Here is a 26950-nt window from a genome sequence, read left to right as displayed (position 1 = left end):
CGGGGCTACAAACTACCAACTAAAATGCATGTTTCTCTCACTGCCGAAAAAATCTTCGACCTCGGCCCACTGCCGGTCACGAATTCGCTGCTCACGACTTGGGTCGTCCTCGTCTTGGTCGGAATTTTCGCTGTGGTTTTTCGCGCGCGCTTGAAGCGCAGTCCCGCCGGCGTACAAAATGTCATTGAGCTGGCGATTGAGAGTTTTCACGATCTCGCTGAGAGTGTGACGAATAATTTCAAACAAGCGCGTCAGTTTTTCCCGATTGTCTTCACTATTTTCCTCTTCGTGCTTTTGAATAATTGGGCCGGACTGCTACCCGGCGTCGGTTCGATTGGTTTCTTCGAAGAAGAAAAAACTACGGAAGAATCGGCAATCCCTGAAGCACCACTCGCCCAAAATGAAGAGCTTAGCGGCGAAAGCTTGGTCGCGCCCGATGTGGTCAGCCTCTCTGAGAGCACTGAAGTAATCGCTGAAAACGAAACCGTGGAGGAAGGAGCACACGCTGAATCTGCCGAGCACCATGCTGTCTTCGTACCGATTTTTCGCGCAGGCACAGCTGACCTCAGCTTCACGCTCGCCCTCGCCTTCGTCGCGGTCATCCTCGTCCAAGTGATGGGCATCGCCTCACTCGGCGGCGGTTATTTCAAAAAGTTTTTTAACTTTTCGAATCCGATACACTTCTTCGTCGGCATCCTGGAAATCGTCTCGGAATTTTCGAAAATGATTTCCTTTTCATTTCGACTCTTCGGCAATATCTTCGCTGGCGAAGTGCTGCTTGCGGTCATTATCTCGCTCGCACCTTTCGTCGTGCCAATGCCATTTTACGGTTTGGAGATTTTCGTCGGACTGATTCAAGCCCTCGTTTTTTCAGTTTTAACTTTGGTTTTCTTCAAAATGGCGAGTGCAGCACACTAAAATTATTCAGAATACTTGCCTCGCGCGCGCGTTTCGCTAAAATCTCACGGAATTAATTTTTAACCCCCTCAAAATGGATACCGAAACCATCAAACTTCTCTCGGTCGCTGGAACGATCGCCATCGGCGCGGTCATGCCTTCACTCGCCATCGGAATGATCGGCTCGAAAGGTGTCGAAGCCATCGGTCGCAATCCAGAAGCTGCCGGTAAAGTGCAAGCTGCGATGATTCTCGCGATTGCGTTTGCCGAAGCGGTCGCGATTTACGCGCTCGTCGTCGCGCTCATTTTGAAATTCGTCTAGTCTCCTGCTCGAGATGTTCGATCACTGCGTTTGTTCGAATTGTTCTAAATGTGTGATTTATGCGACATTTAGAACAAACGAGCGCAGCGAGTGATTGAACACTTAGAACATTTCGAACAACTAGAACAAGTCCGCCGCAGCGGACAATCGAACATCTAGAACAATTAGAGCATTTCGAACGTTTAAATCATTATTATGGAAATTCTTTCGAGCCTCGGAATCGATCCGGCAGTGATGCTCGCGCAGGCGGTGAATTTTTTTGTTCTCCTCGCGATTCTCACATTTTTGGTTTACAAGCCGGTTTTGAAATTACTTGACGAGCGCAAGGAGCGCATCGCCAAAGCCGAAGAACACGCGCAACTCGTCGAAGATAAGCTCGCGCGCGTCGAAGAACTCACGCAAAAGGAATTCAAAAAAGCGCAGCAAAAAGCGAGTGAGATCATCGCCGCCTCGAAAGAAGCCGCCACTACTCAGGCGAATGAATTGGTCGAGACCGCCAAGTCGAAAGTCGGCAAAATCGTCGAGGAAGGTCGTGCCGTCATCGCGAAAGAACGCGACGACGCCGCGCGTCAGATTCAAAATGAAGTCGCAAAAATCGTAATCCTCGCCACCGAGAAACTTTTGCAGCGCACGATTGATGCGAAAGACCAGTCGAAATTCGTCGCCGATGCGATTACCGAAATCTCCACCCTCAAATGAGCAAAACTTCTCTCCGTTACGCCCGCGCACTGGCGCTCGCGCTCGGCGAGAAAGTTTCGGTCGCAGAATTGAAAGAAACTGCTGAGAATCTCGATCTCGCGGCGGAAGTTTTGAGTGAAAAAACGGCCCAGAATTTCTTCGCGAATTCCCGCATCGCGACAGTGGAAAAAGAAAAAGTTGTTACTAAGGTTTTCGGCAAAGCCGGCGAAAAGTTTGAAAATTTTTTGAAACTCGTCGTCCATCATGGGCGCATGTCTGAAATCGCTGGCATCGCTGAGAGCTTCCGTGCCGTGCTAAATGAATCGGGCGGCGTCGCGACGGCGCTCATCGAAAGCGCGCGCGTCCTCGACGAAAAAGAACTGCGCGGACTCGCCGCCGCACTGCGCAAAATGACCGGACGCGAAATCGCGGTCGAACCGCGCGTGAATGCCCAAATCCTGGGCGGCGTGAAAATCCTCCTCGGCGACGAGCTCATCGATCTCTCGCTCACAGGGAAACTGAGCCGACTGCAAAAAGCTCTGAACTAAATACTTCTTAGTTCTTAGTCCTTACTTCTTACAAACTTAATCCTTAATACAATGAAACTCTCCGCCTCAGAAATCTCATCTGCTCTCGCTCAGCAAATTAAGGATTTTAAAGCGACAACTGAGAAATCCAATCTCGGCACCGTCATCGAAGTCGGCGACGGCATCACGAAAGTGAGCGGACTATCCGGCGCGGCGATGGCGGAAATTTTGGAATTCCCCGGCGGCAAAACCGGCGTCGTGCTGAACCTCGAAGAAGACACCGTCGGTGTGATGTTGCTCGAAGAAAATCCAGAATTGAAGGAAGGCGACGAAGTGAAAACGACTGGGAAAATTATGGAGGTCCCCGTCGGCGAAGCACTGATCGGACGCGTCGTGAATACGCTCGGTCTGCCAATCGACGGCAAAGGCAAAATCGCGACGAAGAAAACCCGCCTCGTCGAAGTGAAAGCGCCTGGCATTATTGAGCGCCAAGGAGTCGATACGCCACTGCAGACTGGCATCAAAGCGATTGACTCGATGATTCCAGTCGGACGCGGTCAACGCGAGCTCATCATCGGCGACCGCCAAACTGGCAAAACCGCGATTGCCATCGACACGATTATCAATCAGAAAGGTAAAAATTGTTTGTGTTTCTATGTCGCCATCGGTCAAAAAGCTTCGACCGTCGCGAAGATTGTCGCGAAATTAGATGAATTTGGCGCGATGAATTACACGACTGTCGTCGCCGCGAATGCGAGTGATCCGGCTGCCCAGCAATTTCTCGCACCATTCGCCGGCGTCACGATGGCGGAAGAATTTATGAATGCGGGCAAAGATGTTTTGATTGTTTACGATGATCTCTCGAAGCACGCCGCAGCTTACCGCCAAATTTCTCTGCTCCTGCGCCGCCCGCCGGGACGCGAAGCTTATCCGGGAGATATTTTTTATCTGCATTCCCGCCTGCTCGAACGCGCGGTGCGCCTGAGCGACAAACTCGGTGGTGGCTCGATCACGGCTCTGCCAATCATCGAGACCCAAGCAAACGATGTTTCAGCGTATATTCCGACGAATGTGATTTCGATTACGGACGGTCAGATTTACCTCGAATCGGATCTTTTTTACAAAGGCATTCGCCCAGCCGTCAATGCCGGTCTCTCGGTCAGCCGCGTCGGTGGCGCCGCCCAGACGAAAGCGATGAAAAAGGTTTCGGGCAATCTGCGTCTCTCGCTCGCGCAATTCCGTGAGCTGGAAGCGTTTTCCCAGATCGGCTCCGATCTCGATGCCGCGACGAAGAGACAAATCGAACGCGGTCGTCGTATCGTCGAAATTTTGAAACAAGGTCAGTATTCCCCGCTCTCCGTCGTGAACCAGATTGAAATTATTTTCGCGACCAATGCGGGCTATCTCGACGAAGTGCCCGTCGAAAAAATTTCGAAATTCGAAAAAGATTTCGGCGAGTTCATGCAAACCAATTACGCGAAAATCGAAAAGGAAATCGCCACGAGCGGCAAAATCGAGGAACAGACCGAGAAAGATTTGCGCGCCGCGATTGAAGATTTCAAAAAAGGCTGGACTGAATAATTTCTAATAGCTAAAAACTAGGCACTAAATGAGTTTGCTCGACCTCCGCCGCCGTCTGAAATCAATTAATTCCACGCAAAAAATCACGCGGGCGATGGAGATGGTTTCTGCGTCCAAAATGAAAAAGGCGCAAGACGCCGCGCTCGCCGGACGACCGTACGCCGACGAACTCGCACGCCTGATCGAAGGACTCGTCGCGCGCTCGAAAGGCAATCTCGAGCACCCTTATTTTTTGCGCCGTGAGAATCCGAAGAAAATTCTTTTCCTGCTTTTCACGGGTGACCGCGGACTCTGCGGCGCGTTTAATTCGAATATCATCCGCTACCTCAACACAAAACAACTCGGCGAGACTGAGGAAAAAGCGGTTCTCTGCGTCGGACGCAAAGGTCTGCAATTTTTCAAACATGTCGGCGGGAGTGTCGTCGCGGAATTCGAAGGACTGTCAGACAAACCCGAATTCGTGAAAACCGCCCCGATTACACGACTCGTCGTGCAAGGATTCCTGGATGGCGAATTCGACGAAGTGCGCCTCGTCTACAACCATTTCGTGAATACGATGCAGCAGCGCATCGTGGAGCGAACTTTGCTGCCCTTCACTCCTCCGGTGGCTGACGCGGAAACGAAAGTGGCGGCGCAGATTGAATATGTTTTTGAGCCGAGCGGCACAGCAGTTTTCGAGCGCTTGCTTCCGCGCTTCCTCGAGACCATCGTCTATCAGGCGCTCCTCGAATCCAATGCGAGTGAACAATCCGCACGCATGGTCGCGATGAAATCAGCGAGTGAAAATGCCGGCGAATTGATTGACACGCTCACGCTCGAAATGAATAAAGCGCGCCAGGCTTCGATCACGACCGAGATTTTGGAAATCATCGGCGGCGCAGACGCGCTCGCCGAAGGCTGAGTACACGAAAAAAGCCGCTCAAACGAAGCGGCTCTTTTGAATTAACTTAAAGTTAAATTAAGCTTGCTCTTTTTTCGGCTCGGCTTCAGCTGCTGCCGGAACTTCGGACTCAACCTGCGGAGCTGCTGCTGCGGCTTTCTCAGCCTCCACTTTCGCGGCAGCCGCCTCCTCTTTTTTCTTCAATTCCGCTGCGACTTTTTTGTCCGCTTCTTCGTCGTAAACATTTTCATTGACATAAGTTTCAGTCATGCGCGCTGCTTTACCGCGCAAATCACGCGCGTAATAAAGCTTGCTGCGGCGGACTTTGGCTTTTTTGATAATTTCAATTTTGACGACATTTTTGCTGTGCAATGGGAAAACTTTCTCGACACCGATGCCGTCAAAAATTTTGCGGACAGTGAATGTCGCAGCGATACCTTTGCCGCCGTTGGTCGCGATCACAAGTCCTTCGAAATTTTGGACGCGTTCCTTCTCGCCTTCACGAATCTTTTGTGAGACCTTCACAGTCATCCCCGCAGCCAGCTCGGGCATTTTGGCACGCAGACTCTTGGCAGCGACATGAGCGAGTAATTGTTGATTCATATTAAATGGAAAAATAGCCGCGTGATTTTAGCAGTCAGCGAGGCTTTTGCAAACTAATTTCGAGCCTTAATCCGAACATCGATATATTTCTTGAGATTGTTGATTGGCACATTTTTCTCCTCTTTGGTCAGCAAGTCGAGTACGAATTTGTCCTTGCAGTCGAGACGGTAAAGGAAATCCGCGCGCGACATCACGGTAAATTTGATTTTGGCAGCCGCCAGCTCTTCTTCGAGATATTTCTTCAGACCTTCTTTGTCGATCTCGCCGACGATGAGCATGTCGACCTCGCCCTTCACGCCGACAAATTGACCCGAGAAAAGTAGGAAATCGATTTTCCCGAGCGCACTCACGGCTTTGATAATTTCATCCTGCGGATTCGCGACTTTGACGAAGATGTTTTTGAATTCTTCGAGCAAAGCAAAATTTTCGTTGATGTAATAGTACTTTTTGCGGTTTTTCGAAGATGTCCGCAGCATCCCCACCTTTTTGAGATTATTAAGCTCACGGCGCACCGAGTTAATTTGCTCGGAAAGCTTGCGCGTAATCTCACGAATGAAAAATTCGTTTTTGGGGTGCATCAAAAAAAGTCCCATCAATTTCACGCGGGTGCGAGAACCGAAGAAAGATTTGAGCTCCATTTTTGGGTGGGTTAAATTTTTGGATGAATTGTGAGTGGGAGATAAAGAGTAAATGATTTATACAAGAATGCAAGTCTTCGGAAAACTTTTTTGGGTCAGTCGCGCGAATTCGCATTTTCAAGCCGCGAAGCCGAGTTGACAAAAAAGGAGATAATTTTATTACGGGCTAAATCAAAAAGCAAGACCTTTGCATGGAACTTGAAATGGAGCATGAAACACAGAGAGCGCTTGAAAAGCGCCTCTTTTGTAAAGAGGGCCTGCCTGTAGGCAGGGTTGGGGAGATTTAGCGGCGTGAACTTGCGGGAGTCTACAAATTTTTAAATTTTTACAATTTTTAATTTTATAAATAAGGTCTAAATCCAAATTTTTAAAAATTAGAAATTGAGATTTATTTAAAAATTAGAAAATTACCCCTCGGAAACTTGGAAATTTAGAGCCTTGAAAATTCGAAAATTCTCTCCGCGCTCAACGCTCAATACTTCGTGTTCCATGTTCCAATGTTTCTAAATTCGGTTTATTGACCAACTGACCAATGACCCTCCGAACTAAATGACCAATGACTTAACAGCTAACCGCTCCATGCTATGTGCTTCATGCTTCATGTTTCATGTTTCATGCTCCATGCTTTGTTTAATACAAAATTAGTGTTAAGCTGTCGGCGATGCAATTTTCCAAAGCTGCCGAATACGCGCTCCTCGGGCTCACCCATCTCGCGAGCGCCGAGCACTCGTCTGCGAGCGTCGGCGCGATTGCCCGGGAAGAAAAATTATCGCTCTATTTTTTACGCAATGTTTTTCAGAAATTGCGCGCCGGGAAACTCGTGATTGCGAATCAGCGCTCCGGCTACACGCTCGCCCGAAGTCCGGAAAAAATTTCACTCCAAGATGTACTCGCGGCAGTCGAGCACAATCTCACACTACACGCCTGCCTAGCTAAAAAATCGGCCGGCTGTGCGCATGCGGCTAAATGTAAAATCGTGCTCCGTCTCGCGAAAGTGCAAAAAAATCTCAACGCCGAACTGGCGAAGATTAAAATCACCGATTTAATTTAATTCCAATGAACGACTGGCTCTATTCCGCAACTGTCAAAAAACACTTTTTGCATCCGCAGAATTTTTTAGCCGAAGGCGAAAAATTCGCCGCCGACGGTGTCGGCGAGGTCGGCTCGCCCGCCTGCGGCGATGTGATGAAAATGTGGATCAAGGTGCAAGATGACCGCATCATCGACCTGCGTTGGAAAACTTTCGGCTGCGCGAGCGCACTCGCCTCGACCTCGATGCTGTCGGAAATGGTGCTCACGAAAGGCGGCATGCCAATCACGGACGCGCTCAAAATCACGCCCGACGATATTTTGAAAAAACTCGGCGGTCTACCGACGAATAAAATTCACTGCTCCGTGCTCGGCGACAAAGCACTGCGTGCGGCGATTGAAAATTATTTGGAACAAAAAGGCACACCGAAAAAACCAGCAGCAAAAATAATTTGTGAGTGCCTCGGCGTGAGCGAACGCGAGCTCGAGCTCGCAGTGCGCGCCGGTGACCGCACCTTCGCGGAATTTCAAAAACGCACGAAAGCCGGAACCGGCTGCGGTCGCTGCGTCGAGAAAATCACGAAAATGCTTGCGGAAAAAATTGACGCCAACTCAGACAAGAGTTGCTGCAGCTTTTGCCAAAAAAGTTGTCCGCAAAAAAATTCCCAACCAACTGACCAATGACTAATGACCAATTGACCCTCCGAACCTAATGACCCACAACCCTCCGAACCAATTAACCAATCACCCTCCGAACCCAGTGACTTAATGACTTAACGACTTAACGACTTAACGACTCAATGACTCAACAACCCATCTACCTCGACCACGCCGCGACGACTCCGCTCGCTCCGGAAGTGCTGAAAAAAATGCTGCCGTTCTTGGCAGAAAATTTTGGGAATCCCGGCTCGATTCACGCGCAGGGTCAGACAGCGAAAAATGCGGTGGAAAAAGCACGGCGAGAAGTCGCGGAAATTTTGCACTGCGAGCCAAGCGAAATTATTTTCACGAGTGGCGGCAGCGAGTCGGACAATCTCGCACTGCGCGGTGTTTTAAAACCGGGTGACCATTTAATTATTTCAGAAATCGAACATCCGGCGGTTTTGCGGACAGCAGAAATTTTGGCGAAAAACGGTATTGAGCTGACGAAAATTCCCGTCGCACACAATGGAATTGTGGAGGTCGCTGCGGTCACGGCAGCACTGCGCCAAAATACGAAATTGATCTCGATCATGCTCGCGAATAACGAAATCGGCACGCTCCAGCCCGTGCGTGAAATTGGAAAATTTTTAGAAAAAAATCGACCGGAAATTCGACTGCACACTGACGCCGTGCAGGCCGGCGGAATACTCGAGCTCGATGTCCGCCATCTCAAGGTCGACCTGCTCTCACTCTCCGCGCACAAATTTTATGGACCGAAAGGCGTCGGGATTTTATTCGTGAAAAACGGCGTGAAATTGATTCCGCAAATCTCGGGCGGTCATCAGGAAAACGGCATTCGCGCTGGCACGGAAAATGTCGCGGGCATCATCGGCGCGGCAGAGGCATTGAAATTAGCGGAAAAAATTCGTGCGAAAGAAGCCGCACGCCTCACGAAATTACGCGCTAATTTCGTCGCGCAAGTTTTGCGCGAAATTCCACAAGCACAGCTGAATGGCTCTGCCGTGAATCGCCTGCCGGGCAATGCGAATATTTCTTTTTTTGGCATCGAGGGTGAAAGTATTTTGCTGCGGCTCGACTTCGTCGGCATCAGCGCGTCGAGCGGCTCAGCCTGCAGCTCCGCCAGTCTCGAGCCAAGCTCTGTCCTACGCGCGCTCAAAATTCCGCACGAATGGCTGCACGGCAGCATCCGTTTTTCACTCGGCAAAACGACTACGGCCAAAGATCTCCAGCGCACAGTCCGTGAATTGAAAAAAATCGTGCGCGAACTGCGCGTGCTCTCCCCACTCTGCATATGAAAATCATTCTCGCGTCGTCGAGCCCACGGCGCAGCGAGCTGCTGCGCAAACTAGTGGCGGATTTTGAAATTAGAATTCCTGAAATCGACGAACGACTCGACCGGAAAAAATCCGCGACGGCAAACGCCGAATTTTTGGCGACGGAAAAAGCGCGTGCGGTTTTTGAAAAAAATTCAGTGACCATCGGCGGCGACACGCTCGGCGAGCTGGCTGGAAAAATTTTGGGCAAACCGCGTGACAAGCGAGAAGCTGCGGAATTTTTGCGCGCGCTCGCAGGCAAACAACATGCGGTCATTTCCGGCTTTTGCGTGAAAACTGATGAACGCGAAATCGTCGGTCACGCAAAAAGTTTGGTTGAATTCACCAACATTTCAGATGCGGCAATCGAAAAATATGTCGCGGAAAATCCGGTTGAAAATTTTGCGGCGGGTTACGCGATTCAGAGTCTGCCGAAAAATTTCGTTCAAAAAATCGATGGTGCAGCCGAGACCGTCATCGGTTTTCCGCTGCAGGAAATCGGAAAAATTTTACGCCGCCTGCGCGTCGGTCAAATCGAATTGCGTTAGGTTCTCGACCTTTTCATTGCGCGCAGTGAGCGGGTTATAGATGCCGTAAAAAAGTTGAATCAGTTCCGCAGTCGGAAGACGGCGTGTTTTGAGACCACAATTAGCGAGACCACCCTCAATCTGCTCGACATTTTGTTCAAGCTTTTTGTTGATTGTCGCAAATTCTTTTTTACGCTTTTCAAAAGCACTGTTCGTATCAGCCGGATGAACAAAATTCCAAAAATTCTGCAGCACATTCATCGAAATCGCACTCGCCGGATTATAAGGCACGATTACATAAAAACTTTTTTCCATAATGTCGGCAAACTCAACCAGTCGGCGCACATATTCAGAATACTCCCCAATTTGGCTCTTGAGGGCTTCGTTGGTTTGTTTCTTGCCCGCGTCTTTTAATTTCGCAAGATAATTCGAGATGTCGAGTTTCTTGGAACGCACCACAATCTGAATCGGAAACTCCAGCGAATTGAGAAAGTTTTGGTAAGCGAAGGCGAGCGCCGTCTGCTCGTCCTCCGATTTCAAATTGACATTCACACTTTCGACTTCGATGACTGCGCGCATTCCGCCGTTTTTCAAAACAACAACGGCGTCGTGAATTTCAGCAATGCGTAGATAGAGCTGCGTGCTCCCAGCAGGATCTTTGTGTGTACTTTGGCGAACAGTATCCATAAAAAAAAATTAAACTTTTTGGCTGGTATCCAGCACTTGCGTGAGCCGCGCGATTTCTTCCGCAGAGTATTTTTTCTTAACTAGTGGCGAATTCTTGTCGGCAGCCGCCGATTTAGCGGTCGTAGATTTTTGCGGAAAAACATCATCCACAGATTTGGTCCAGACGCGTTTCGTCGGATTCAGATAACGCTCAAGCAACAGGAGTAAAAATTGGACGAACGGAATGCCCTGAATTTTGAGGAAGGCAATCGCCACTGTCAGTAGCCCGAGCACCAAGACTGGTGGCGCCCAAATCGCGAAAGGTTGAAATTCCAGCACGAGGTAAATGAGGTAGGTCAATCCGCCGCCCACACCGCAAATGATGAGTTGGCGCAGCGTCATGAAAGGCAAAATTTTGTCTTCAATTTGCACGTTCTGGGGAACTTTGAATTGCAATTTTTGGGTATTTTTATCGGGTTATTTTAACATTTTCTGAACGCTAAATCAATCAGCCAAACCGAGCTTGGCGAGAATTTTGGTGAAGAATTCTTGAGCGACTGGGGTGGATGATTGCGCGGAAATTCGCGTCGCAGGATAGCGATCAAGCAGCACTGCCACCATACGCGCAATCTCGGCGCGCGTGACCGGTAGCGCTGGGTTAAATCTGTGATCCTCAGTCGCAATCAAATTTTGAGCCGCCGCCGTCTCAGCGAAACGCGCGTACCACGCTGATTCGGGCACATCGAAAAACATGAGACTATTCTTAGTCGCGACACGCGGATACAGCGCCGCGATTACGATCTTCGCCGCCTCAGCGCGATTGACTGAACCATTTGGCTGCCACGCAAAATTATTGCGCGGCGAAATCCAACCGCGGGCACTCACCGCCGCGGCGTAGCGCGCATTCACATCGCTCGCCGGAACATCGGTGAACTGCGCGATGCGTGGCGCGAGCGCGGAAATCTTGGTCGCCTTCACGATAATCTGTGCCAGCTCGGCGCGCGTGATCAGTCCGTCCGGATTTTCCTCATTCGAGATAATGCCCTTTTGACGCAAAAATTGGAGCGAGAGACTTTCTGCGTGAATTTTGATTTTGCCGAAAACCTCGTCCTGCAGCCCGGCGGCATTGCGCACGACAAGCCGAAGCGAATAATCTCCAACTGTGGAAAATCGGTAGCGAAAAATCGGACTAGTGCTCCACCCTGACGAAAAATCAATGTCATTCTCGCCACGGTAATCCAGATCCCAACGATAGCTCAATTTGCTACCTGCCGGATCGCGCGAAGCCGAGGCATCGAATTCGAAATTAGTCGCGAAGGTGCCGACACGCGGCTCGACGACAAATCCCGCAATCGGCGTCGTCGGCACGATGACAGCAAAAGTCGCCTTCGCCCGTCCTGTCGCATTGGCACGATCGCGCACTTCGACTGTCGCAGTCAGATTGCCCGCGCGTCCGATTTTTTTGGAATACGCCGATGTGCCACTGAACTTAGTGTCGAAAATTCCATCACCATCAAAATCAAAACGGTACTGCAGATTAGTCTTACCACTCTGATCGTCGCGCGAGGAAGCTGCATCGAAACGGAAGGTCGCGCCCGGCGCACCACTCGCCGGAGAAATTTTTAAATTCGCTCGTGGCGCAGTGTTCGCCACAATTTCGATCTGGCCAATCACAGTCGCGAGAGCACCGAGCTCATCGCGCACCTCGAGTCGCGGAAACTTCGTGCCGGTCGCGGTGAATTGGTAAGTCGCAGTTTTGGTCGAAGAAAAATTCGTGTCCCAAGCACCATCGCCGTCGAAATCCCAGCGAACCTGAGCTTTGCTCGCTATACCATCCTCATCGCGTACGGTCGCCGTGAATTTAACTTTGTCGTTCAAAATTGCCAGTGCCAATCCGAGCGAAGGATTCGTGGAATTGTACAAAGTAAAACTCGCTGTCGGCAGAATATTCGATTGGTCGATGACGGTAATCGTCCGCGTCGTCTTGTCGATCTCACCTGCCGCACTGCGCACTTCTAGCGTCGCCGTAAAAACGCCAACATTTTTGTAAACGCGCTGCACCTTTTGATTGGCTGCATTCCAGGAATTATCGAAACGACCATCGCCGTCGAAATCCCAGCGAAATTCAGCTGCACGAATTGACGGCGTCGCGTCAAACAAAACAGTCGCGCCTTGATCGACCGAGGTCGCCGAAGTCGTGAAGCTCGCGAGCGGCGCGCTAACTTCTGAGAGGTGAATCAAGCCGATTTCTTTATTGCGAATCGAGTCGTCCTCTTTGCCTTCGACATAAATACCTTTTTCAATCGAGCTTGAGCCATCTGCGTCACGCACCTCGAGCCAAACTTCTTGATTCAGTGCGTCAGGAAAAACATGAAAAAAATCACGAGCCTTGGACCAAGTCGTATCCCAAGTGCCGTCGTGATTCCAGTCCCACCGCACTTCGAGCCGATCCGTCGGCGTACCGATATTGGAAAAAACGGAGACTTGAAAATGAAAATTCGTAGTGGTATCCCCACTCGCCGGGTCGACATAAATCCGCGCCACCGGCGACGAGCTCATGTATTTTATCCCGACGAAGACTTTGAATGCGGTCTCGTCGACCAAGCCGTCGGCATCTTTGACCTGCAAACGCGCCGTGTAATCTTTTGCCTCGGTGAAAGTGTGTTTCGTTTTCGCAGTGCTCGACCAACTCGTCCACGCATAATTGCCTTCGAAATCCCAGCGAAACTGCAGGCCGGATGTACTGCCAATCGCATTGCGGGAAGCGGACGCATCGAAAACAATCGGGCTCCCAGTGATGGCGACCGAAGGTGACACACTGAAGCTTGCCGTCGGACCGACACCACTGCCGGAAAATAATTCTGCGAAAACCGGACTCGCCAGAAAGACAAAAACGAGCGCCAAAAATCCGATTTTTGTTTTTATTTTCACGCTGTTATTTTAACAAAAAAACTGATTTTTTGCAAATCAAGCTTAACTTTGATTTCTCTGATTTATTGATAACCACGATTTTCTGCTTTAACAGAAGGTTTGACTAATGATATTAATTTGATTATTATTCCATCTTATTTTTAAACCCACTTAAAATGTACTTAGAATCAAAAACTGTTCTAGCAGAAACGAAAGCTCCTGATAAATTTACTAGAGAATCAAGCAGTTATTATGATCGCCAAAAAGTGCTTCATTATCCATATTTAAGACATGGTACTAACCGTGCAGATAATCTTGCGCTAACTAGCGCAAGAGATATTGTAGGTGAATTGAACCAATACAGCCCCGGTGGTATGTTATGGGATAGCGAGAGAGATGAGAGCGGTAGACTAGTTAGAGGTGTTTTTGATCAAGAAGTGTTTACTTGTGCCTATCCCGCTGAAAAGCAATGTCCAAGACTGGAAGGTCAGTTTTGCACATCGATGGTGCAACTGATCCAAGGTTCAAGACATGAGATAACTCAAGCAGTTGAGTTTTGCCCCAAAATTGAGAATACAGATCAGTTAAAAGAGTATTTAGGGCAAGCAGAAAAAGGATCTGTTCAATATGGTTGTGTAAAAGTGAATAGATCGATTTCGGAATAAAGGCTAGACCGCGAGCATTGCACATTCCCTCATCGCAAATTGAATTCAGCCCGGAATCGAATCCGGTTTTTCTTCCCAGCCGCCGAGCAAGTGGAGGTGGAGATGTGGCACGACCTGACCACCCTTTTCACCGACATTGAAAATCAATTTGTAGCCTTCGAGCTGGCGATTTTCCGCCAATTTTTTGGCGACAAGCACGAGATGACCAACTAATGATTCGTCTTCGGAAGCGAGTTTCGCGATTGAGGGAATGTGTTTTTTAGTGGCAATCAGAATATGCACCGGCGCGATTGGCTGGATATCGGCAAACGCAATCACGCGCTCGTCCTCGTACTCGACCGCTGCCGGACTGTGCCCCGCCGCAATTTCGCAAAAAATACAGTCGGACATTTCGGTGGGTTAATTGGTGAACAAATTTTAGAGCTTTTCGAGTTTTTTGAAAAAAGTTAAACTCGCCCCACTTTTAATCTTTTGAAATGAAAATCGCCATCAACGGCTTCGGTCGTATCGGAAGACAAACTTTGCGCGCCGCTTTCGCCAAGAACTCACCACTCGAAATCGTCGCGATCAATGACCTCGTCCCCGCTGAAACGCTCGCGCACCTTTTTGAATTCGATTCGGTCTACGGTCGTTTTGGTGGCAAAGTCGAGGTCGGCGCAGATTTTTTGAAAATCAACGGCAAGGAAATCAAAATTTTTGCCGAGAAGGATCCGGCGCAACTTCCGTGGAAAAAACTCGGGGTCAGTGTCGTGATTGAATCAACCGGCTTTTTCTGCGACCGCGCGGGCGCCGCGAAACACCTCGACGCAGGCGCGCAGTGCGTGATTATTTCCGCGCCGGGAAAAGATGTGGACGGCACTTTCGTCCGCGGTGTGAACTGCAATTCATTCGATCCGAAGACGATGCAAGTTGTTTCGAATGCGAGCTGCACGACAAATTGTCTCGCACCGGTCGCGAAAGTTTTGTTGGAAAATTTCGGCATCGAGAAAGGTTTGATGACGACGACACACGCCTACACGAGCGACCAAAGATTGATCGACGCACCGCACAAAGATCCGCGCCGCGCGCGCGCCGCCGCACTTTCGATTATCCCAACTTCGACCGGCGCAGCGAAAGCCGTCGGTGAAGTGCTGCCAGAATTAAAAGGTAAATTGACTGGAATTTCTCTGCGCGTCCCGACCCCGACTGTTTCAATCGTCGATTTCGTCGCCGAGCTCCGCCGACCTGTGACGGCGGAGGAAATTAATGCGGCGATGCAAAAAGCGAGCCAAAACGAACTCGCCGGGATTTTGGAATACGAAACGCGTCCGCTCGTCTCGATGGATTTCAAAGGCGACCCAGCGAGCTCCATCGTCGACGCGGCGAATACGATGGTCGTCGGTGGCAATCTCGTCAAAGTCGTCGCGTGGTACGACAACGAATGGGGCTATTCCAATCGCCTAGTCGAGCTCGCTGAACTCGCCGTGGCACGCCTGTAATTCGCGCGACAAATCATCGACGCTCATCTCAAGACTAGTTCTGATTCGAAGTGAGAAAAAGTTCCATTAAACCAAAAATTCAATGATTGAATGATTGAATCATTTTCACATTGACCCAATGACCATCCGAACCAGTAGCCAACTGACCCAATAGCCCTCCGAACCAACGACTGAACGACTTAATGACTCAAAGACTAATCAGTTGTTCGGCGCGATCGCGAAATAATTCATGAGCAACTCTTCGGTCACTTTTTGGAAAACTGGCGCAGCCGAAGTCGTGCCCCATTCTTCGATACGCGGACGGTCCACTTTGACGAGCACGATAAATTTCGGATCGGTCGCCGGCGCGTAGCCGCCGAAAGTCGCAATCGTCGTACCGACATCGGTCAGAGCGCGCCCATTGAAATAAGTCTGGCTCGTACCCGTCTTGCCTGCGACGAAGTAACCCGGCACACCACCCGGTTTCGCGTAGCCATTTTTGACTGAGCTCACCAACATCTCGGTAGTTGTTTTCGAAGTTTCCGGATTAATGACACGGCGAATCGTCGTCGGCTCGGTTTTGATGCGGCGACCGTCGGATGAAATTTGCTCATCGACGACATAGGGTTTCATCAAAAGTCCGCCGTTCGCGAGTGCCGAGTAAGCCGCCGCCATTTGAAAAAGATTGACGGTGAGACCCTGACCGAAGCCCTTGGTGACCAATTCGGATTTACTCCACTTGGTATAATTCTCGACCTGACCGGTATCTTCGCCGTCGAATTCGATTTCGGAGCGTTCACCGAAGCCAAACTTTTTGATGTAATCGTAAAAAGTCGCGGCACCCAAGGTCTGCGCGACAAAGGTCATGCCGATATTGGAAGAATTCTCCAAAACCTGCGTCATGGTCTCCTGCCCGTGGTAAGCATTTTGGGAGTTTTTGATTACGATTGGCTTTCCGGTCAAGTAATTAATTTCATCCAGCGTTACCGGACCGTTGTAGGGCGAGCGCGTATTGGGTGTCACTTCACCAGCATCGATCGCCGCTGCCATGACGATTGATTTGAAAACTGAACCCGGCTCATACGGATCGGTCGCCGCCTTCATCCCGAAAGCACCTTCACCGACCCGGTTGTTGTAAATGATTTTGCCGACGATTTCACCATCGCGGTATTCGTTGAAAACTTGATAACGAAAACCATTGCGGACGATCAACTCGGTACCCCACTCACTGACAGCCTTCTCGCCTCTGGTCGTCTCCCACCACACTTCAGTGTCGTCATGGACATTGCCCGCCTCGTCCACCCATTTTTTCGGAATTTCTTTTTTGACCAATTCTTCCGAAACATAAACATCACCGTAAGTGTTGGGATTGAAGGTTGGGTAATGCGCCAACGCCAGTACCGCCCCGGTGTTGGGATCCATCACGATAACCTGACCGCCGTCCGCGCGCTGCTGATTGACGACTTTCGCCAACGCCTCTTCCGCCATTTTTTGAATCGCCCGATCAATCGTGAGCACGACGGAATTGCCGTCGACAGCGTTTTGGATTGCGATATCTCCGACTGTAATTTGGCGGTTGAATGGATCAACCTGAGTCGTCCGCAGTCCATCTTTGCCGCGTAGAATTTTGTCAAAAGCACCCTCGATGCCGTACTCACCATCTTCGTCATGATCGAGGAAGCCGACGACTTGTGCCGCCAGATTTTCCTCGGGATACACGCGGCGATATTCTGGAATCGTCCCCACGCCGCGAATCCCCAGTGCTTCGATTTTATCCTTCACATCCGGCACGACACGCGTTGCCAATTTGACATAGCGCACTTTTTTGCGAATCATGAGCGGATAAATTTCATCGTACTTCGCCGCGAGGATCGTCGCCAGCTTGGTCGCAGTATCACTGGGATCATCAATCAAAGTCGGATTAAGGATGAGCGTCTTATCTACGAGCGAGACTCCCGGAATGTGCGACTCGGTCAGGATTTTGATTTCCTCATCTGTAATCTCACCGAGCTCGCGTCGGACGACATCTTTCGTGGCGAGCTGCTCGACTAACTTATTTTTGAAAGCGACTTGCGGATCAATCGGCACTTCGACTGGTTTTGGTGTGACCGCAGTGGGCTGGACAATCGGTGAGGTCGGGGTCGAAGTGGTGAGGTCGGACGCAGCGACCGGGACAGTTCCGTCTGAATTTGTCTCGGTAGTCGCCGCGACGGCGGCATCGGTGGCGAGTGCGGTCGGATCAGTCGGCGCAGCTGCTGCGGGGACAACCACTGTCTGAGGCGGCGTGACGACAACTTCTTTTTTGGCTGACTCGACTGGATCAGGCGGAATGTATAGAAACGGCAGGAGCTGATCAGCGACTGCTGATTCAGTGCCGCTCGCGATCAACATTGGATCAGCGAAAACGACATAGGTCGTCGAATTTTGCGCGAGCGGAAAAAGCTCACCCGTCCGATAATCCTTCGCGTAAATATTACCGCGCTTCGCCGGCAGCACGACGCCGCGCGAATTTTGTTCCTCGGCGAGCGTCTCGTAATCGTGCGCATGGATAATTTGGAGCCACCCGAGCTTCAGGACGATCACCGCGAAAAAGAAGATCGCGGCGTAAAAAAGCGCGTGAAAACGATTCGACTGACGGTGATTGCTGGAAAAACGCGAATACATCGGCGCGGGAAGTGTAGCGAATTATTGCTCGCGCTTCAAAACAAATTCCGCCAACTGCGCAAGACGCGGCGCTTTTAATTTTTGGGAAATTGTAATCGCCGCCCGAGTCAATTCCGCCAGTTTTTTTTGCGACTTCAGAATGCCAAGAATTTTGACGAAACCTTTTTTACCGACATCTTTACCAACTTTTTTGCCGAGAATTTTCGGATCACCGAGCGCATCGAGCAAGTCGTCTTTGATCTGGAAAACGAGTCCGAGTTTGGCGGCATAGTTTTTCAAGAGTTTCGTCTGGGCGGAATCAGCGGACGCGAGCAATGCGCCGAGCTGCACTGCCGCAAAAATCAATTCGCCCGTCTTGGCGGAATGCGTTTTGAGAATGTTGGCGAGCGAATTATTTTTGCTGAGGTCGAGATCGCGGAATTGTCCGACAATCATGCCGCCGCTCGCCCGTGCCAAAATTTGGGTCAATTGCGGCAGCAACTCAGTCGGCGCATTTTCCGCGAGATTTTGGAAGGCGAGCAAAACAAGCGCATCACCCGCCAAGATGGCATTCGCCTCGCCGAATTTGTACCAAACGGTCGGTCGCCCGCGCCGCAGTGTGTCGTCGTCTATCGCGGGCAGATCATCGTGCACCAAGGAAAAGGCGTGAATTAATTCGAGCGAAAGCAAAATCCGAATAACTTTCGAGCGAGCGATTTTAGTTTGGGAATTTTTGATGCTCTCGAAAGCGAGCAGTCCGAGTATCGGCCGAATCCTTTTGCCACCGAGTAAAACGGCGTGTCGCAACGCCGCCGCAAATTTTTTTTCAGGAAATTTTGTCCTGGCAAAAAACTCAAGCAAAGCACAATCAATCTCGGCGCGATATTTCGGGAGAAAATCCACGAGGAAATTATCCCATATTTTTTTAATTCCGCTAAAATCCCGGCGTGAAAAACATCCGCAATTTCTGCATCATCGCGCATATCGACCACGGCAAGTCCACGCTCGCCGACCGACTTTTGGAATTGACGAATACCGTCGAGAAGCGCGAGATGCGCGCGCAACATCTCGACACGATGGAGCTCGAACAAGAGCGCGGCATCACGATTAAATTGCAACCGGTCAAAATGGAATGGCAGGGAGTCGAGCTGAATTTGATTGATACGCCCGGTCACGCCGACTTCGCTTACGAAGTCAGCCGCAGCTTGAAAGCCGTCGAGGGCGCACTGCTCGTCGTCGATGCGACGCAGGGCATCGAGGCGCAGACGCTGGCAAATGTTTACGCTGCGCTCGAAGCCGATCTCACGATTATTCCAGTCGTGAATAAGATCGATCTCCCCGCCGCCGATGCGGAGAAAATTAAAACTGAGATCGAGAATGTCCTCTCGATTCCGCGCGAAGAAGTAATCGAAATTTCCGCGAAAGACGGGACGAATTGTGAAAAAGTTTTAGCGGCAATCATCGAGCGCGTTCCGCCGCCGACCAATCTGGATGCAGGCGACGACGCGAAAGCTTTGATTTTTGATTCGATTTTCGACGCCTACCGCGGCGTCGTGATTTATGTGCGCAATTTCTCCGGCGAGATTCGCAAAGGCGACCGGCTGAAATTATTGCGCGCCGGTGCAGAATTCGAGGCACTCGAAGTCGGCTGTCTCAAACCGAAATATTTTCCGACTGACAAAATCGAGGCAGGCGAAATCGGCTACATCGTGACCGGACTGAAATCAGTCCGCGATGCGCGCGTCGGCGAGACAGTGTGGCGCGGCAAAAATACGAATCCCGAACCGCTCCCCGGCTATAAGAAAGTTTCGCCCTTCGTCTTCGCCGGAATTTTCGCGAATGATGCGGACGATTATCCGGAGCTGCGCGACGCGCTGGAGAAATTGAGCCTGAACGATGCAAGCTTGAGCTACGAGCCGGAACGATCGACTGCGCTCGGTTTCGGTTTCCGCGTCGGCTTCCTCGGACTACTCCATCTGGAAATAATTCAGGAACGCCTCGAGCGCGAATACAATCTCGATTTGATCGTCACAGCCCCGAGCGTGAAATACGAGCTGAAAAGTACGAGTGGGGAAATCATTCCGCTCGCCAACCCGAGCGAACTGCCGGAGATGTTTGAGGAATTGCGCGAGCCCTGGGTGCGTCTCGAAATCGTCACGCCGAAAGATTTTCTCGGTGGAATCCTCGAACTCACGACTGCCCGCCGCGGTCAACAAAAAAATCTGAGCTTCCTCGATCCGACACGGGCACTCGTCGAATACGAGATTCCGCTCGCCTCAATCGTCACGGATTTTTACGACAAGCTGAAAAATGTCTCGAGCGGCTACGCCAGCATGAGTTATGAATTTTTGGAATTTCGCGCAGGCGAACTTTCGCGGCTCGATGTCCTGGTCGGCGGCGAGAAAATCGATGCACTTTCTTTCGTCGTGCACAAAAGCGAAGCTCGCTCGGTCGGTTTGAATTTAGTGAAAAAATTGAAGGATATTATTCCCCGTGCGAACTTCGTGATTCCGATTCAGGCTGCCATCGGCGCGACTGTGATTGCCCGTGAAACTCTTTCTGCTTATCGCAAAGATGTAACCGCGAAACTTTACGGCGGAGATGTCACGCGCAAAAATAAATTGCTCGACAAACAGAAAAAGGGCAAAAAAAGAATGAAGCAATTTGGCAAAGTGAGCATCCCACAGGAAGCTTTCTTGGCTGTCTTGAAGCGCGACTAAATTTATTCACCAGCAGCATCCTCTAACACAGAAGGGACTGCTAACGTAGATAAAATGTCCTTGTAGATATCATTTGCCAGTCTCTCTGCAACGAGTTTGAATTTATCCTCATTACACCTCATTTCATCAAGCAGCAAAAGCAATACTTCGCCAGAATATTGTGCATTAATGCCATAGTGACTTGAAAGTTTGTTTGCAATTTTACTGGCAATCGGTCTAAGCGAATCGACCGATCCTCCTGTTGGTGGGATTTCTTCTTGCAAATCAGTAATTGTAGCTTCTACTTGGCTCATAATCTCGGCAATTACTTCTCGCTTTTGTTCGCGAATTGCAAACCCTGTTTCAGCTAAGGGCTTTTCTTTATCTTGAATCTCCCGAATCTTTTTGAATATTCCTGACACACTTCCTGCAGATGTAGACCCTTTATTCAAATTGTTTTCCATAGTTTTATAATTATAAGGCTTCATTTTCTTAGAAAAAGTCACTCTCTGCAAGCTAAGTCGAACCTAAAAGTTATTCATTTCAAATCGGCTCAACATGAACCGAGACTTCGCGCACATTTTTGACCGATTTCAATTTCTTTTGAATCAGCTCTTCGAGGTCGTGAACTTTGGCGAGTGGCAAATCTTTGGAAGCTGTGACTTCGACGGCGATTTGGATTTCTGAACCGATGAGCTGCGCTCGTAAATTTCTGAAACTGAGAATCTTTTTTTGCTGTTTGAATTCGTTTAATTTCGCACGAATCTCACGCAGCTTCGGCTCGTCCGGACACCGCCCCATTAATTTGGCGAGATTATCGCGCGCAATCGTGAAACCAATCCACGCAATCCAGGCGGCGATCGCGAGCGCAGCGTAAGTGTCGAATTGCGGGAAACCGAAATTAATCGCTGCCACGCCGACGACGGCGAACGAACTAATCACGACATCCATCTTGGCATCGGCCGCAACCGCCGCAAGCGCCGGACTGTCGTGAAATTTACGAGCGAGTAAAAACATACCAAGCTTCGTGAGAATCACGCCGCCGAGCACGATGAGCGGCACGATGCTCACCTCCGGTGCACCGCCGGAAATCATGCGCTCGACTGCTTCACGCACGACCTCGAAAGCCAGCACAAAAGTGAGAATCGAAACCGTGAAAGCCGCGATTGGTTCAGCGCGCGAATGACCGAATTGATGGTCCTCATCCGCTGGCTGGCTACCAATTTTGACCGCGAAAAAAATCATAATCGAAGTCGCGATGTCGACCAAGGAGTTGAAAGCGTCAGACAAAACCGCCAGCGAACCGAAGAGCAAACCCGCCGCAATCTTGGCGACGAACAGCAGGAAATTGAGAGTCAGGAAAACGAGCGCGCTATTTCGAGAAGAAAGTTTCATCTTAGCGATTTTAACCTCTCTTCGACTCGCGTTAAACTATTTTTATGAAAATCATTTTCCAAAATGTCGTACGCGCCAAATCGTCCGACCAAAAAATCCTCGCCGACTTCAAAAAAAATCCGCCCGACTTTTCCGATTTGCCGAAGAGCGACTTCAGCGCAATTTCAAAATTCGTCGCAGCAAATAAGAAATGGCAGCAAGTTCTCGTCATCGGCATCGGCGGCAGCTCGTTGCCTGCACGCACTTTGGTTGACGCCTTGGGAAAATCCAAACGCGAATTTTATTTCCTGGAAAATGTCGATCCCACCGCAGCGGCAAAAATTTTCGCGCGCCTCGATTTCCCGAAAACAATCGTCCTCGTCGTCTCGAAATCCGGCGACACGCTCGAGACGCTCGCAAATTTTTTCATCGTGCGGAAACTCCTGGGTAAAAATTGGCGACAGCAAGTTGTCTTTTTGACGGACGCGGAGAAAGGCTTTTTGCGTACACTCGCGACTAAAGAAAAAATTGTGACATTTACAATCCCAGCAAAGGTCGGCGGGCGCTTCTCGATTTTTTCGCCGGTCGGGCTCCTGCCGGCAGCACTCGCCGGCGCGAATCTGCAGAAGCTTTTGGTGGGCGCGCAGAAAGCCGATCCGAAACAAACCCTGGAATTCGCGCAAATCCACGCGGCGGAATTTCGCCGGGGTAAAAACATTTCCGTCTTTTGTGTCTACGCGAATGCGCTTGAGTCGCTCGCGAAATTTTTCGAGCAGCTCCTCGCCGAGTCACTCGGCAAAAATTCCCAAGTCGGAATCACGCCCGCCGCGGCAGTCGGCGCACTCGACCAACATTCGAAGCTACAGCTCTGGCGCGATGGTCCGGCGGACAAATTTTATATTTTTGTCGGCGCGCAGAATTTCAAGCAAGATTTTCGCATCCCGAATCCGCCACCGGAATTTGGTTTTTTGAAAAATCGGAATTTGTCTGAAATTTTGCGGGCAGAATTTCTGGCGACGACGAAATCACTCTCCGAGAAGAAACGACCACTCGCGATTTTTGATTTCGCCCAAATTGAGGAAGCCGAGCTCGGCGAATTTTTACAATTCTGGATGCTCGAAATTTATTTCCTCGCGCAAATTTTGGGTGTGAATTTCGCCGACCAGCCGGGCGTCGAGCGCGGCAAAATTTTGGCGCGGGCACGACTCGGCGCGAATTGAAAATTCCCCGCAAAAAAGAGAAAATCCTGCTTGCGTGAAAAAAAAGACCTCTTCAAATCGAACGCTCGTCGGCGGCATTTTGCTCACCTTCTTCGCGCTCGGACTTTTGCTGCTGCTCGGATTTTTTCTTTGGCAGAAATATGCCCGCCCAGATTCGCTCGCGGATATTTTGCCGGCAGAGGAAACGCTTTTTTTTGGCGAGCTGCAGCTCGATGAAAATGCGCAAGCAATCGGGAAAATTTTTGGCAGTGATGTCCGCGCGGAAATCGCCGGACTCGACTCGCTCGGCTTGGCGCATCCCGCGGACTTGCTCGCGCTCGCGCAAAATCACATCGGCGTCGCTTTTTTGGGCGCGACGCTTGATCCGCAAAATTTCGCGCTGATTTTCGATGTCGCTGACCGCGACGCGGCACTCGCGCTTCTGGAGCGAGAAGTCGCCGCAGGCGAGACACTCACCTCGCAAAATTTTCTCGGTCAGAAAATTTACGCGTTTCCGCGCAGTCGTCCGCTCGTTTTCACTTTTGCCCGCGGCAATTTGATCCTCGCCGCCGACTCGACGATTTTGCAAAAAATCGTCACCGCCATCAGCGCGCCGGAGAAACGCGTCGCGAGCTCGGAAGCCTTTCGCGCAGTCGCCGCGAAATTCAATCCGCGCGAAAATTTCGTTTTTTGTTCGCCGCGATTTTTGAATGAATTTTTCGCGAGCCGTTTCGTCGGTTTGCAAAAAGCGTTTGCCGTGCCCTTCCTCAATCTCTGGACTGCCGGCGGCGCGGCGTTTTCGGTCGACGGTGGAAAATTGAAAATCGAAGCGCGACTAATTTTGAAAAATTCCGCCGTAAAGACCGCGCCGTTCTTGGCAGTCGGAAATTTGGACAAAGAAATTTTTAATTTGTGGGGCGAAGAGACCAAGCTCCTTTTCGCGAACAAAAACCTGGCCAGCCAAATTGAGAATTTTTTAACCGCCAGCGCCGCGCAAAATTCTCCACTCGCGGTAATCACCCAAAGCTCCATCAAGAATTTTTTACAGACTTGGTTCGGGACTGGTTTCACAGAGCTGGAACTCGTACCACTGTTTGCGAGTTCGAGCGCGCTCGGCCTCACGACTTCCGGTGGCGCAGTCGCAGTTTTCACCGGCGACCAAACCGCGCTGTTTGAAAAATTGAAAACTGCCAACGGCAAAATTGCCGCGAGCGCAAAAACTGTCGAGCTCCCCGACACGACAGCCGGTCATGAGCTCGCAGTCGGCGACAGCGCGCCAGGCGCGACGGAAGAATTTTTCGCCAGCCAAAAAATCGAGATACTGCATTTCCCGCAAGCTGATTTGAGCTTCGTGCAGCTCGACAACTTGGCGATTTTCGCAACGGAAAAAGCCGCGCTCGAAAAAATGGTCGCGCGTTTCATGAGCGAAGAAAAATTCTTGTCGGACGAACTGCCGGCGAGCGGCAATATTTTTTACGCCCGACTCGATACAGCGGTGAATCCATTTTTGCAGCCCTTTCGCTTCATGCTCGCCGCTCTGAATTTCGAAAGCGACGGCGCTGAAATCGATTTCTCTTTCGCGCAATGAAGCATTCCCACCGCCGCTTGATCGACCTGAAAAAACGGGCGAGTCGTCCGCTCGTTGTTCAGCGTGCCGAAAAAATGCACACGAATGTTTTGCGCCTGGAAAAAATCAGCGCCCGCCAAAGTTTGCCGAGCGCGCAGCGCAGTTTTGATTTCACCCGCGCGAAGAAAATGAACTCCGGCAGTTCGATTTATCTGCCGTCGGAAAAATCACGCCGGATGAATTTCAGCCGACTGAAAATCGTCGCAGTGGCACTGGTGTTTGTCTTTATTTTAAATTTCGTCGGTGTCTTCGGCAGCGGCAAAAATACGGTCGAGCGCACTGTGACCGCAGCCTTTTCCGGCATTGGCGACCTCATCGCAGCGAGCCAAAGTTTCGCAGCAGGTGATTTCGCCGCTTCGCAAAATCGTTTCGCGCAGGCTGTCACGGTTCTGCGTGACGCAGAAAAAAATCTGATGGTCCTGGGCGGCGCGGGTGCGATTCTCGAGACACAGCCAGAAAGCGTGCAAGCCGGCAGTCGGCTCGTCTCCGCTGGAAAATTGCTCGCAAGCGGCGGCGAAAAATTCGCGGAAGCAGCGAATGAGCTCACAGTCGCATTTTCGAATTGGCAAATTCGCCAACAGGCGGTCAACGCTGGCGAACCAGTCGAAAGTTTCGCGAGCCAGCTCGAGGCACCAATTGCGCAAATTTTGGGTGGCGTGAGTGAGCTCGAAAGTGCGGCGGCGCTGCTCAAGCTCGTCGACACGCGAGTGCTCCCGACCGAGCTCGCGGCGAAAGTCCAGCAAGCCGTCACTGAATTGAATTTATTTTTGGAGCTCGCGCGTCCGCTCGCGAATACGCTCCCGACACTGCCTGCCCTGCTCGGTGAAAAAGTTCCCCGCCGCTATTTGATCTTGCTGCAAAATCCGACAGAAATTCGCGCGACGGGCGGCTTCATCGGCTCAGTCGGAATTTTGGATTTGGACAACGGCTTCGTAAAAAAATTCGAAATTAAAAATGTGTACGAAATCGATGGACAAATGAAGCAGCACTTCGACCCACCCGAGGGATTTGAATTCATCACCGGCAACTGGGGTTTGCGCGATGCGAATTTTCACCCCGACTTCCCGACTTCGGCTGCGGCAGCGGAAAAACTTTTTGAAGCGGCCGGCTTCGGTTCGGTCGACGGCGTCGCGGCGGTCAACGCGAGTTTTTTGGAAACGCTCGTGCAAACTTTCGGCGGGATCAAGCTCGAACGCTATCCGCGCAAAATCTCGGCTGAAGAACTCACGCTCCTGCTCTCACTCGTGATCGAGACGAAAATCGACGGTGCCGCCAATCCGAAAATTATTTTGGACGAAGTGCTCGCCGCAGTGAAAAACGAGCTCGCGAAAATTCCGCCAAGTGATCTCGCCGCACTCGTGTGGCACGCCGCCGCGGAAAAAGAAATTCAGTTTGCTTCCGGCAATGAAGATTTCTTGAATTTTGCTCGCGCCGCCGGACTCGCGAATGAACTTAAAAATACTGAGGGTGATTATCTTTTCGTCGTGAATACTTCCCTCTCCGGCAATAAATCCGACCGCTTCACCGCGAATGAAATCTCGCACACGACGACCATCGCGGACGACGGGACGGCGACCGACGAGCTCACGATTTTGCGCAAAGATGCGTGGAGCGACGCAGCAGAGCGCACGATTACAAACCTCGCGAAAGAATTCCGCATTCCACTCTCGGATAATTTGAGAGAAATCATGGGTCGCGGCAGGAACATCGACCTCGTGAAAATTTTCGTGCCGACTGGCAGTGAATTAATCTCAGTCGAGGGCGTGCCTGCCGAGAGCGTGACTGTGCACGAGTCTGTCGGCAAAACTTACTTCATGTTCTCGCTCACGACCCAGCCGAAATTTTCCCGCGAGGTGATCTTGAAATACCAACTGCCGCAAAAATTTGACGACACTTATTCTTTCCTCGGTGAATTCCAGTCGGGCGACCGCACTCGGGAAATCGAGAAAAGTGTCACACGCGCTGGCAATAAAATTTTCGGCGGAACAGTCGAGCTTGGTGCAGAAAAAAGTTGGGAGCTTTAATAACTTGATGTATAAATTTCATTGTTAC

Annotated in this window: 26 protein-coding genes; 16 read left to right on the top strand and 10 right to left on the bottom strand. The window is 50.6% G+C overall.

Annotated elements, in window-relative coordinates; genetic code table 11:
* The first annotated feature begins 24 nt into the window (after positions 1-24).
* The 6 genes from atpB (at position 25) to atpG (ending at position 4906) form a co-directional block, all read left to right on the top strand.
* Complete coding sequence (gene atpB, locus WCV72_00970) at positions 25-918, top strand: F0F1 ATP synthase subunit A (protein MFA6457946.1); 894 nt, start codon at positions 25-27, stop codon at positions 916-918.
* A 73-nt stretch (positions 919-991) separates the two neighbouring features.
* Complete coding sequence (gene atpE / locus WCV72_00965) at positions 992-1219, top strand: ATP synthase F0 subunit C (protein MFA6457945.1); 228 nt, start codon at positions 992-994, stop codon at positions 1217-1219.
* Positions 1220-1414: 195 nt separating this feature from the next.
* Positions 1415-1918 (top strand): F0F1 ATP synthase subunit B, encoded by a 504-nt coding sequence (gene atpF / locus WCV72_00960; GenBank protein MFA6457944.1) that lies wholly within the window; start codon positions 1415-1417, stop codon positions 1916-1918.
* The gene (gene atpH, locus WCV72_00955) at positions 1915-2445 is read left to right on the top strand and encodes an ATP synthase F1 subunit delta (protein ID MFA6457943.1); all 531 of its coding nucleotides are present in this window, start codon (positions 1915-1917) and stop codon (positions 2443-2445) included. Before atpF ends, atpH begins: the two co-directional genes overlap by 4 nt.
* A gap of 51 nt (positions 2446-2496) precedes the next feature.
* On the top strand, positions 2497-4005 hold the full coding sequence (gene atpA, locus WCV72_00950; protein MFA6457942.1) for a F0F1 ATP synthase subunit alpha: 1509 nt from the start codon (positions 2497-2499) through the stop codon (positions 4003-4005).
* Positions 4006-4033: 28 nt separating this feature from the next.
* Positions 4034-4906 (top strand): ATP synthase F1 subunit gamma, encoded by an 873-nt coding sequence (gene atpG, locus WCV72_00945; protein ID MFA6457941.1) that lies wholly within the window; start codon positions 4034-4036, stop codon positions 4904-4906.
* A 57-nt stretch (positions 4907-4963) separates the two neighbouring features.
* On the opposite strand, the gene rplS is transcribed toward atpG, so the two are convergent.
* Both rplS and WCV72_00935 read right to left on the bottom strand, forming a co-directional pair.
* Complete coding sequence (gene rplS, locus WCV72_00940) at positions 4964-5488, bottom strand: 50S ribosomal protein L19 (GenBank protein ID MFA6457940.1); 525 nt, start codon at positions 5486-5488, stop codon at positions 4964-4966.
* 53 nt (positions 5489-5541) lie between these two features.
* Positions 5542-6126, bottom strand: a complete 585-nt coding sequence (locus tag WCV72_00935) for a hypothetical protein (protein ID MFA6457939.1) — start codon at positions 6124-6126, stop codon at positions 5542-5544.
* 661 nt (positions 6127-6787) lie between these two features.
* On the opposite strand from WCV72_00935, the gene WCV72_00930 reads away from it, so the two are divergent.
* The 4 genes from WCV72_00930 (at position 6788) to WCV72_00915 (ending at position 9679) form a co-directional block, all read left to right on the top strand.
* Complete coding sequence (locus tag WCV72_00930) at positions 6788-7177, top strand: Rrf2 family transcriptional regulator (protein MFA6457938.1); 390 nt, start codon at positions 6788-6790, stop codon at positions 7175-7177.
* A 5-nt stretch (positions 7178-7182) separates the two neighbouring features.
* Positions 7183-7839, top strand: a complete 657-nt coding sequence (locus tag WCV72_00925; GenBank protein ID MFA6457937.1) for an iron-sulfur cluster assembly scaffold protein — start codon at positions 7183-7185, stop codon at positions 7837-7839.
* Between the two features lie 116 nt (positions 7840-7955).
* Positions 7956-9113 (top strand): cysteine desulfurase family protein, encoded by a 1158-nt coding sequence (locus WCV72_00920; GenBank protein MFA6457936.1) that lies wholly within the window; start codon positions 7956-7958, stop codon positions 9111-9113.
* Positions 9110-9679 (top strand): Maf family protein, encoded by a 570-nt coding sequence (locus WCV72_00915; GenBank protein MFA6457935.1) that lies wholly within the window; start codon positions 9110-9112, stop codon positions 9677-9679. The genes WCV72_00920 and WCV72_00915 overlap by 4 nt, the downstream gene beginning before the upstream one ends.
* Here the strand turns inward: WCV72_00915 and WCV72_00910 are convergent.
* From WCV72_00910 to WCV72_00900, 3 genes are read right to left on the bottom strand one after another with little or no spacing between them, the layout of a single operon-like run.
* Positions 9641-10345: a hypothetical protein gene (locus WCV72_00910; GenBank protein MFA6457934.1), complete on the bottom strand. Its 705-nt coding sequence runs from the start codon at positions 10343-10345 to the stop codon at positions 9641-9643. The two genes, WCV72_00915 and WCV72_00910, sit on opposite strands and share 39 nt — an antisense overlap.
* A 9-nt stretch (positions 10346-10354) precedes the next feature.
* Positions 10355-10780, bottom strand: a complete 426-nt coding sequence (locus WCV72_00905) for a PrgI family protein (GenBank protein ID MFA6457933.1) — start codon at positions 10778-10780, stop codon at positions 10355-10357.
* Positions 10781-10828: 48 nt separating this feature from the next.
* Positions 10829-13255: a PKD domain-containing protein gene (locus WCV72_00900; protein ID MFA6457932.1), complete on the bottom strand. Its 2427-nt coding sequence runs from the start codon at positions 13253-13255 to the stop codon at positions 10829-10831.
* 155 nt (positions 13256-13410) lie between these two features.
* On the opposite strand from WCV72_00900, the gene WCV72_00895 reads away from it, so the two are divergent.
* On the top strand, positions 13411-13899 hold the full coding sequence (locus WCV72_00895; protein ID MFA6457931.1) for a hypothetical protein: 489 nt from the start codon (positions 13411-13413) through the stop codon (positions 13897-13899).
* A gap of 45 nt (positions 13900-13944) precedes the next feature.
* Here WCV72_00895 and WCV72_00890 read toward each other — a convergent pair whose 3' ends face one another.
* Positions 13945-14289, bottom strand: a complete 345-nt coding sequence (locus WCV72_00890; GenBank protein MFA6457930.1) for an HIT domain-containing protein — start codon at positions 14287-14289, stop codon at positions 13945-13947.
* 86 nt (positions 14290-14375) lie between these two features.
* Between WCV72_00890 and gap the strand changes: the two genes are divergently transcribed.
* Complete coding sequence (gap, locus tag WCV72_00885; protein MFA6457929.1) at positions 14376-15377, top strand: type I glyceraldehyde-3-phosphate dehydrogenase; 1002 nt, start codon at positions 14376-14378, stop codon at positions 15375-15377.
* Positions 15378-15575: 198 nt separating this feature from the next.
* On the opposite strand, the gene WCV72_00880 is transcribed toward gap, so the two are convergent.
* Complete coding sequence (locus WCV72_00880) at positions 15576-18020, bottom strand: penicillin-binding protein 2 (GenBank protein MFA6457928.1); 2445 nt, start codon at positions 18018-18020, stop codon at positions 15576-15578.
* A gap of 21 nt (positions 18021-18041) precedes the next feature.
* Positions 18042-18902: a polyprenyl synthetase family protein gene (locus tag WCV72_00875; protein MFA6457927.1), complete on the bottom strand. Its 861-nt coding sequence runs from the start codon at positions 18900-18902 to the stop codon at positions 18042-18044.
* Between the two features lie 44 nt (positions 18903-18946).
* Between WCV72_00875 and lepA the strand changes: the two genes are divergently transcribed.
* On the top strand, positions 18947-20719 hold the full coding sequence (gene lepA / locus WCV72_00870; GenBank protein ID MFA6457926.1) for a translation elongation factor 4: 1773 nt from the start codon (positions 18947-18949) through the stop codon (positions 20717-20719).
* Between the two features lie 2 nt (positions 20720-20721).
* Here lepA and WCV72_00865 read toward each other — a convergent pair whose 3' ends face one another.
* A complete protein-coding gene (locus tag WCV72_00865) occupies positions 20722-21204 on the bottom strand; it encodes a hypothetical protein (GenBank protein ID MFA6457925.1) in 483 nt (160 codons plus the stop codon).
* 37 nt (positions 21205-21241) lie between these two features.
* The gene (locus WCV72_00860) at positions 21242-22093 is read right to left on the bottom strand and encodes a cation diffusion facilitator family transporter (GenBank protein ID MFA6457924.1); all 852 of its coding nucleotides are present in this window, start codon (positions 22091-22093) and stop codon (positions 21242-21244) included.
* Between the two features lie 44 nt (positions 22094-22137).
* Here WCV72_00860 and WCV72_00855 point away from each other — a divergent pair, with 44 nt between their 5' ends.
* From WCV72_00855 to WCV72_00845, 3 genes are read left to right on the top strand one after another with little or no spacing between them, the layout of a single operon-like run.
* On the top strand, positions 22138-23292 hold the full coding sequence (locus tag WCV72_00855) for a glucose-6-phosphate isomerase (GenBank protein ID MFA6457923.1): 1155 nt from the start codon (positions 22138-22140) through the stop codon (positions 23290-23292).
* Between the two features lie 34 nt (positions 23293-23326).
* On the top strand, positions 23327-24859 hold the full coding sequence (locus tag WCV72_00850) for a hypothetical protein (protein ID MFA6457922.1): 1533 nt from the start codon (positions 23327-23329) through the stop codon (positions 24857-24859).
* Complete coding sequence (locus WCV72_00845) at positions 24856-26922, top strand: DUF4012 domain-containing protein (GenBank protein MFA6457921.1); 2067 nt, start codon at positions 24856-24858, stop codon at positions 26920-26922. Before WCV72_00850 ends, WCV72_00845 begins: the two co-directional genes overlap by 4 nt.
* Positions 26923-26950 lie beyond the last annotated feature (28 nt).

It is taken from the genome of Patescibacteria group bacterium, assembly GCA_041665585.1.
In the GTDB taxonomy this organism is placed as follows: Bacteria; Patescibacteriota; Gracilibacteria; order JAHISY01; family JAHISY01; genus JAHISY01.
This window is presented reverse-complemented; position numbering and strand designations above follow the sequence as displayed.

Bases quoted from the DNA above. Each gene is read 5' to 3' on its own strand.
- atpB (MFA6457946.1), top strand. From the start codon at position 25: ATGCATGTTTCTCTCACTGCCGAAAAAATCTTCGACCTCGGCCCACTG.
- rplS (MFA6457940.1), bottom strand. From the start codon at position 5,488: ATGAATCAACAATTACTCGCTCATGTCGCTGCCAAGAGTCTGCGTGCC.
- WCV72_00895 (MFA6457931.1), top strand. From the start codon at position 13,411: ATGTACTTAGAATCAAAAACTGTTCTAGCAGAAACGAAAGCTCCTGAT.
- WCV72_00935 (MFA6457939.1), bottom strand. From the start codon at position 6,126: ATGGAGCTCAAATCTTTCTTCGGTTCTCGCACCCGCGTGAAATTGATG.
- WCV72_00860 (MFA6457924.1), bottom strand. From the start codon at position 22,093: ATGAAACTTTCTTCTCGAAATAGCGCGCTCGTTTTCCTGACTCTCAAT.
- WCV72_00855 (MFA6457923.1), top strand. From the start codon at position 22,138: ATGAAAATCATTTTCCAAAATGTCGTACGCGCCAAATCGTCCGACCAA.
- WCV72_00915 (MFA6457935.1), top strand. From the start codon at position 9,110: ATGAAAATCATTCTCGCGTCGTCGAGCCCACGGCGCAGCGAGCTGCTG.
- atpF (MFA6457944.1), top strand. From the start codon at position 1,415: ATGGAAATTCTTTCGAGCCTCGGAATCGATCCGGCAGTGATGCTCGCG.
- WCV72_00880 (MFA6457928.1), bottom strand. From the start codon at position 18,020: ATGTATTCGCGTTTTTCCAGCAATCACCGTCAGTCGAATCGTTTTCAC.
- gap (MFA6457929.1), top strand. From the start codon at position 14,376: ATGAAAATCGCCATCAACGGCTTCGGTCGTATCGGAAGACAAACTTTG.
- WCV72_00845 (MFA6457921.1), top strand. From the start codon at position 24,856: ATGAAGCATTCCCACCGCCGCTTGATCGACCTGAAAAAACGGGCGAGT.
- WCV72_00890 (MFA6457930.1), bottom strand. From the start codon at position 14,289: ATGTCCGACTGTATTTTTTGCGAAATTGCGGCGGGGCACAGTCCGGCA.
- WCV72_00930 (MFA6457938.1), top strand. From the start codon at position 6,788: ATGCAATTTTCCAAAGCTGCCGAATACGCGCTCCTCGGGCTCACCCAT.
- atpA (MFA6457942.1), top strand. From the start codon at position 2,497: ATGAAACTCTCCGCCTCAGAAATCTCATCTGCTCTCGCTCAGCAAATT.
- WCV72_00910 (MFA6457934.1), bottom strand. From the start codon at position 10,345: ATGGATACTGTTCGCCAAAGTACACACAAAGATCCTGCTGGGAGCACG.
- atpE (MFA6457945.1), top strand. From the start codon at position 992: ATGGATACCGAAACCATCAAACTTCTCTCGGTCGCTGGAACGATCGCC.
- atpG (MFA6457941.1), top strand. From the start codon at position 4,034: ATGAGTTTGCTCGACCTCCGCCGCCGTCTGAAATCAATTAATTCCACG.
- atpH (MFA6457943.1), top strand. From the start codon at position 1,915: ATGAGCAAAACTTCTCTCCGTTACGCCCGCGCACTGGCGCTCGCGCTC.
- WCV72_00920 (MFA6457936.1), top strand. From the start codon at position 7,956: ATGACTCAACAACCCATCTACCTCGACCACGCCGCGACGACTCCGCTC.
- WCV72_00925 (MFA6457937.1), top strand. From the start codon at position 7,183: ATGAACGACTGGCTCTATTCCGCAACTGTCAAAAAACACTTTTTGCAT.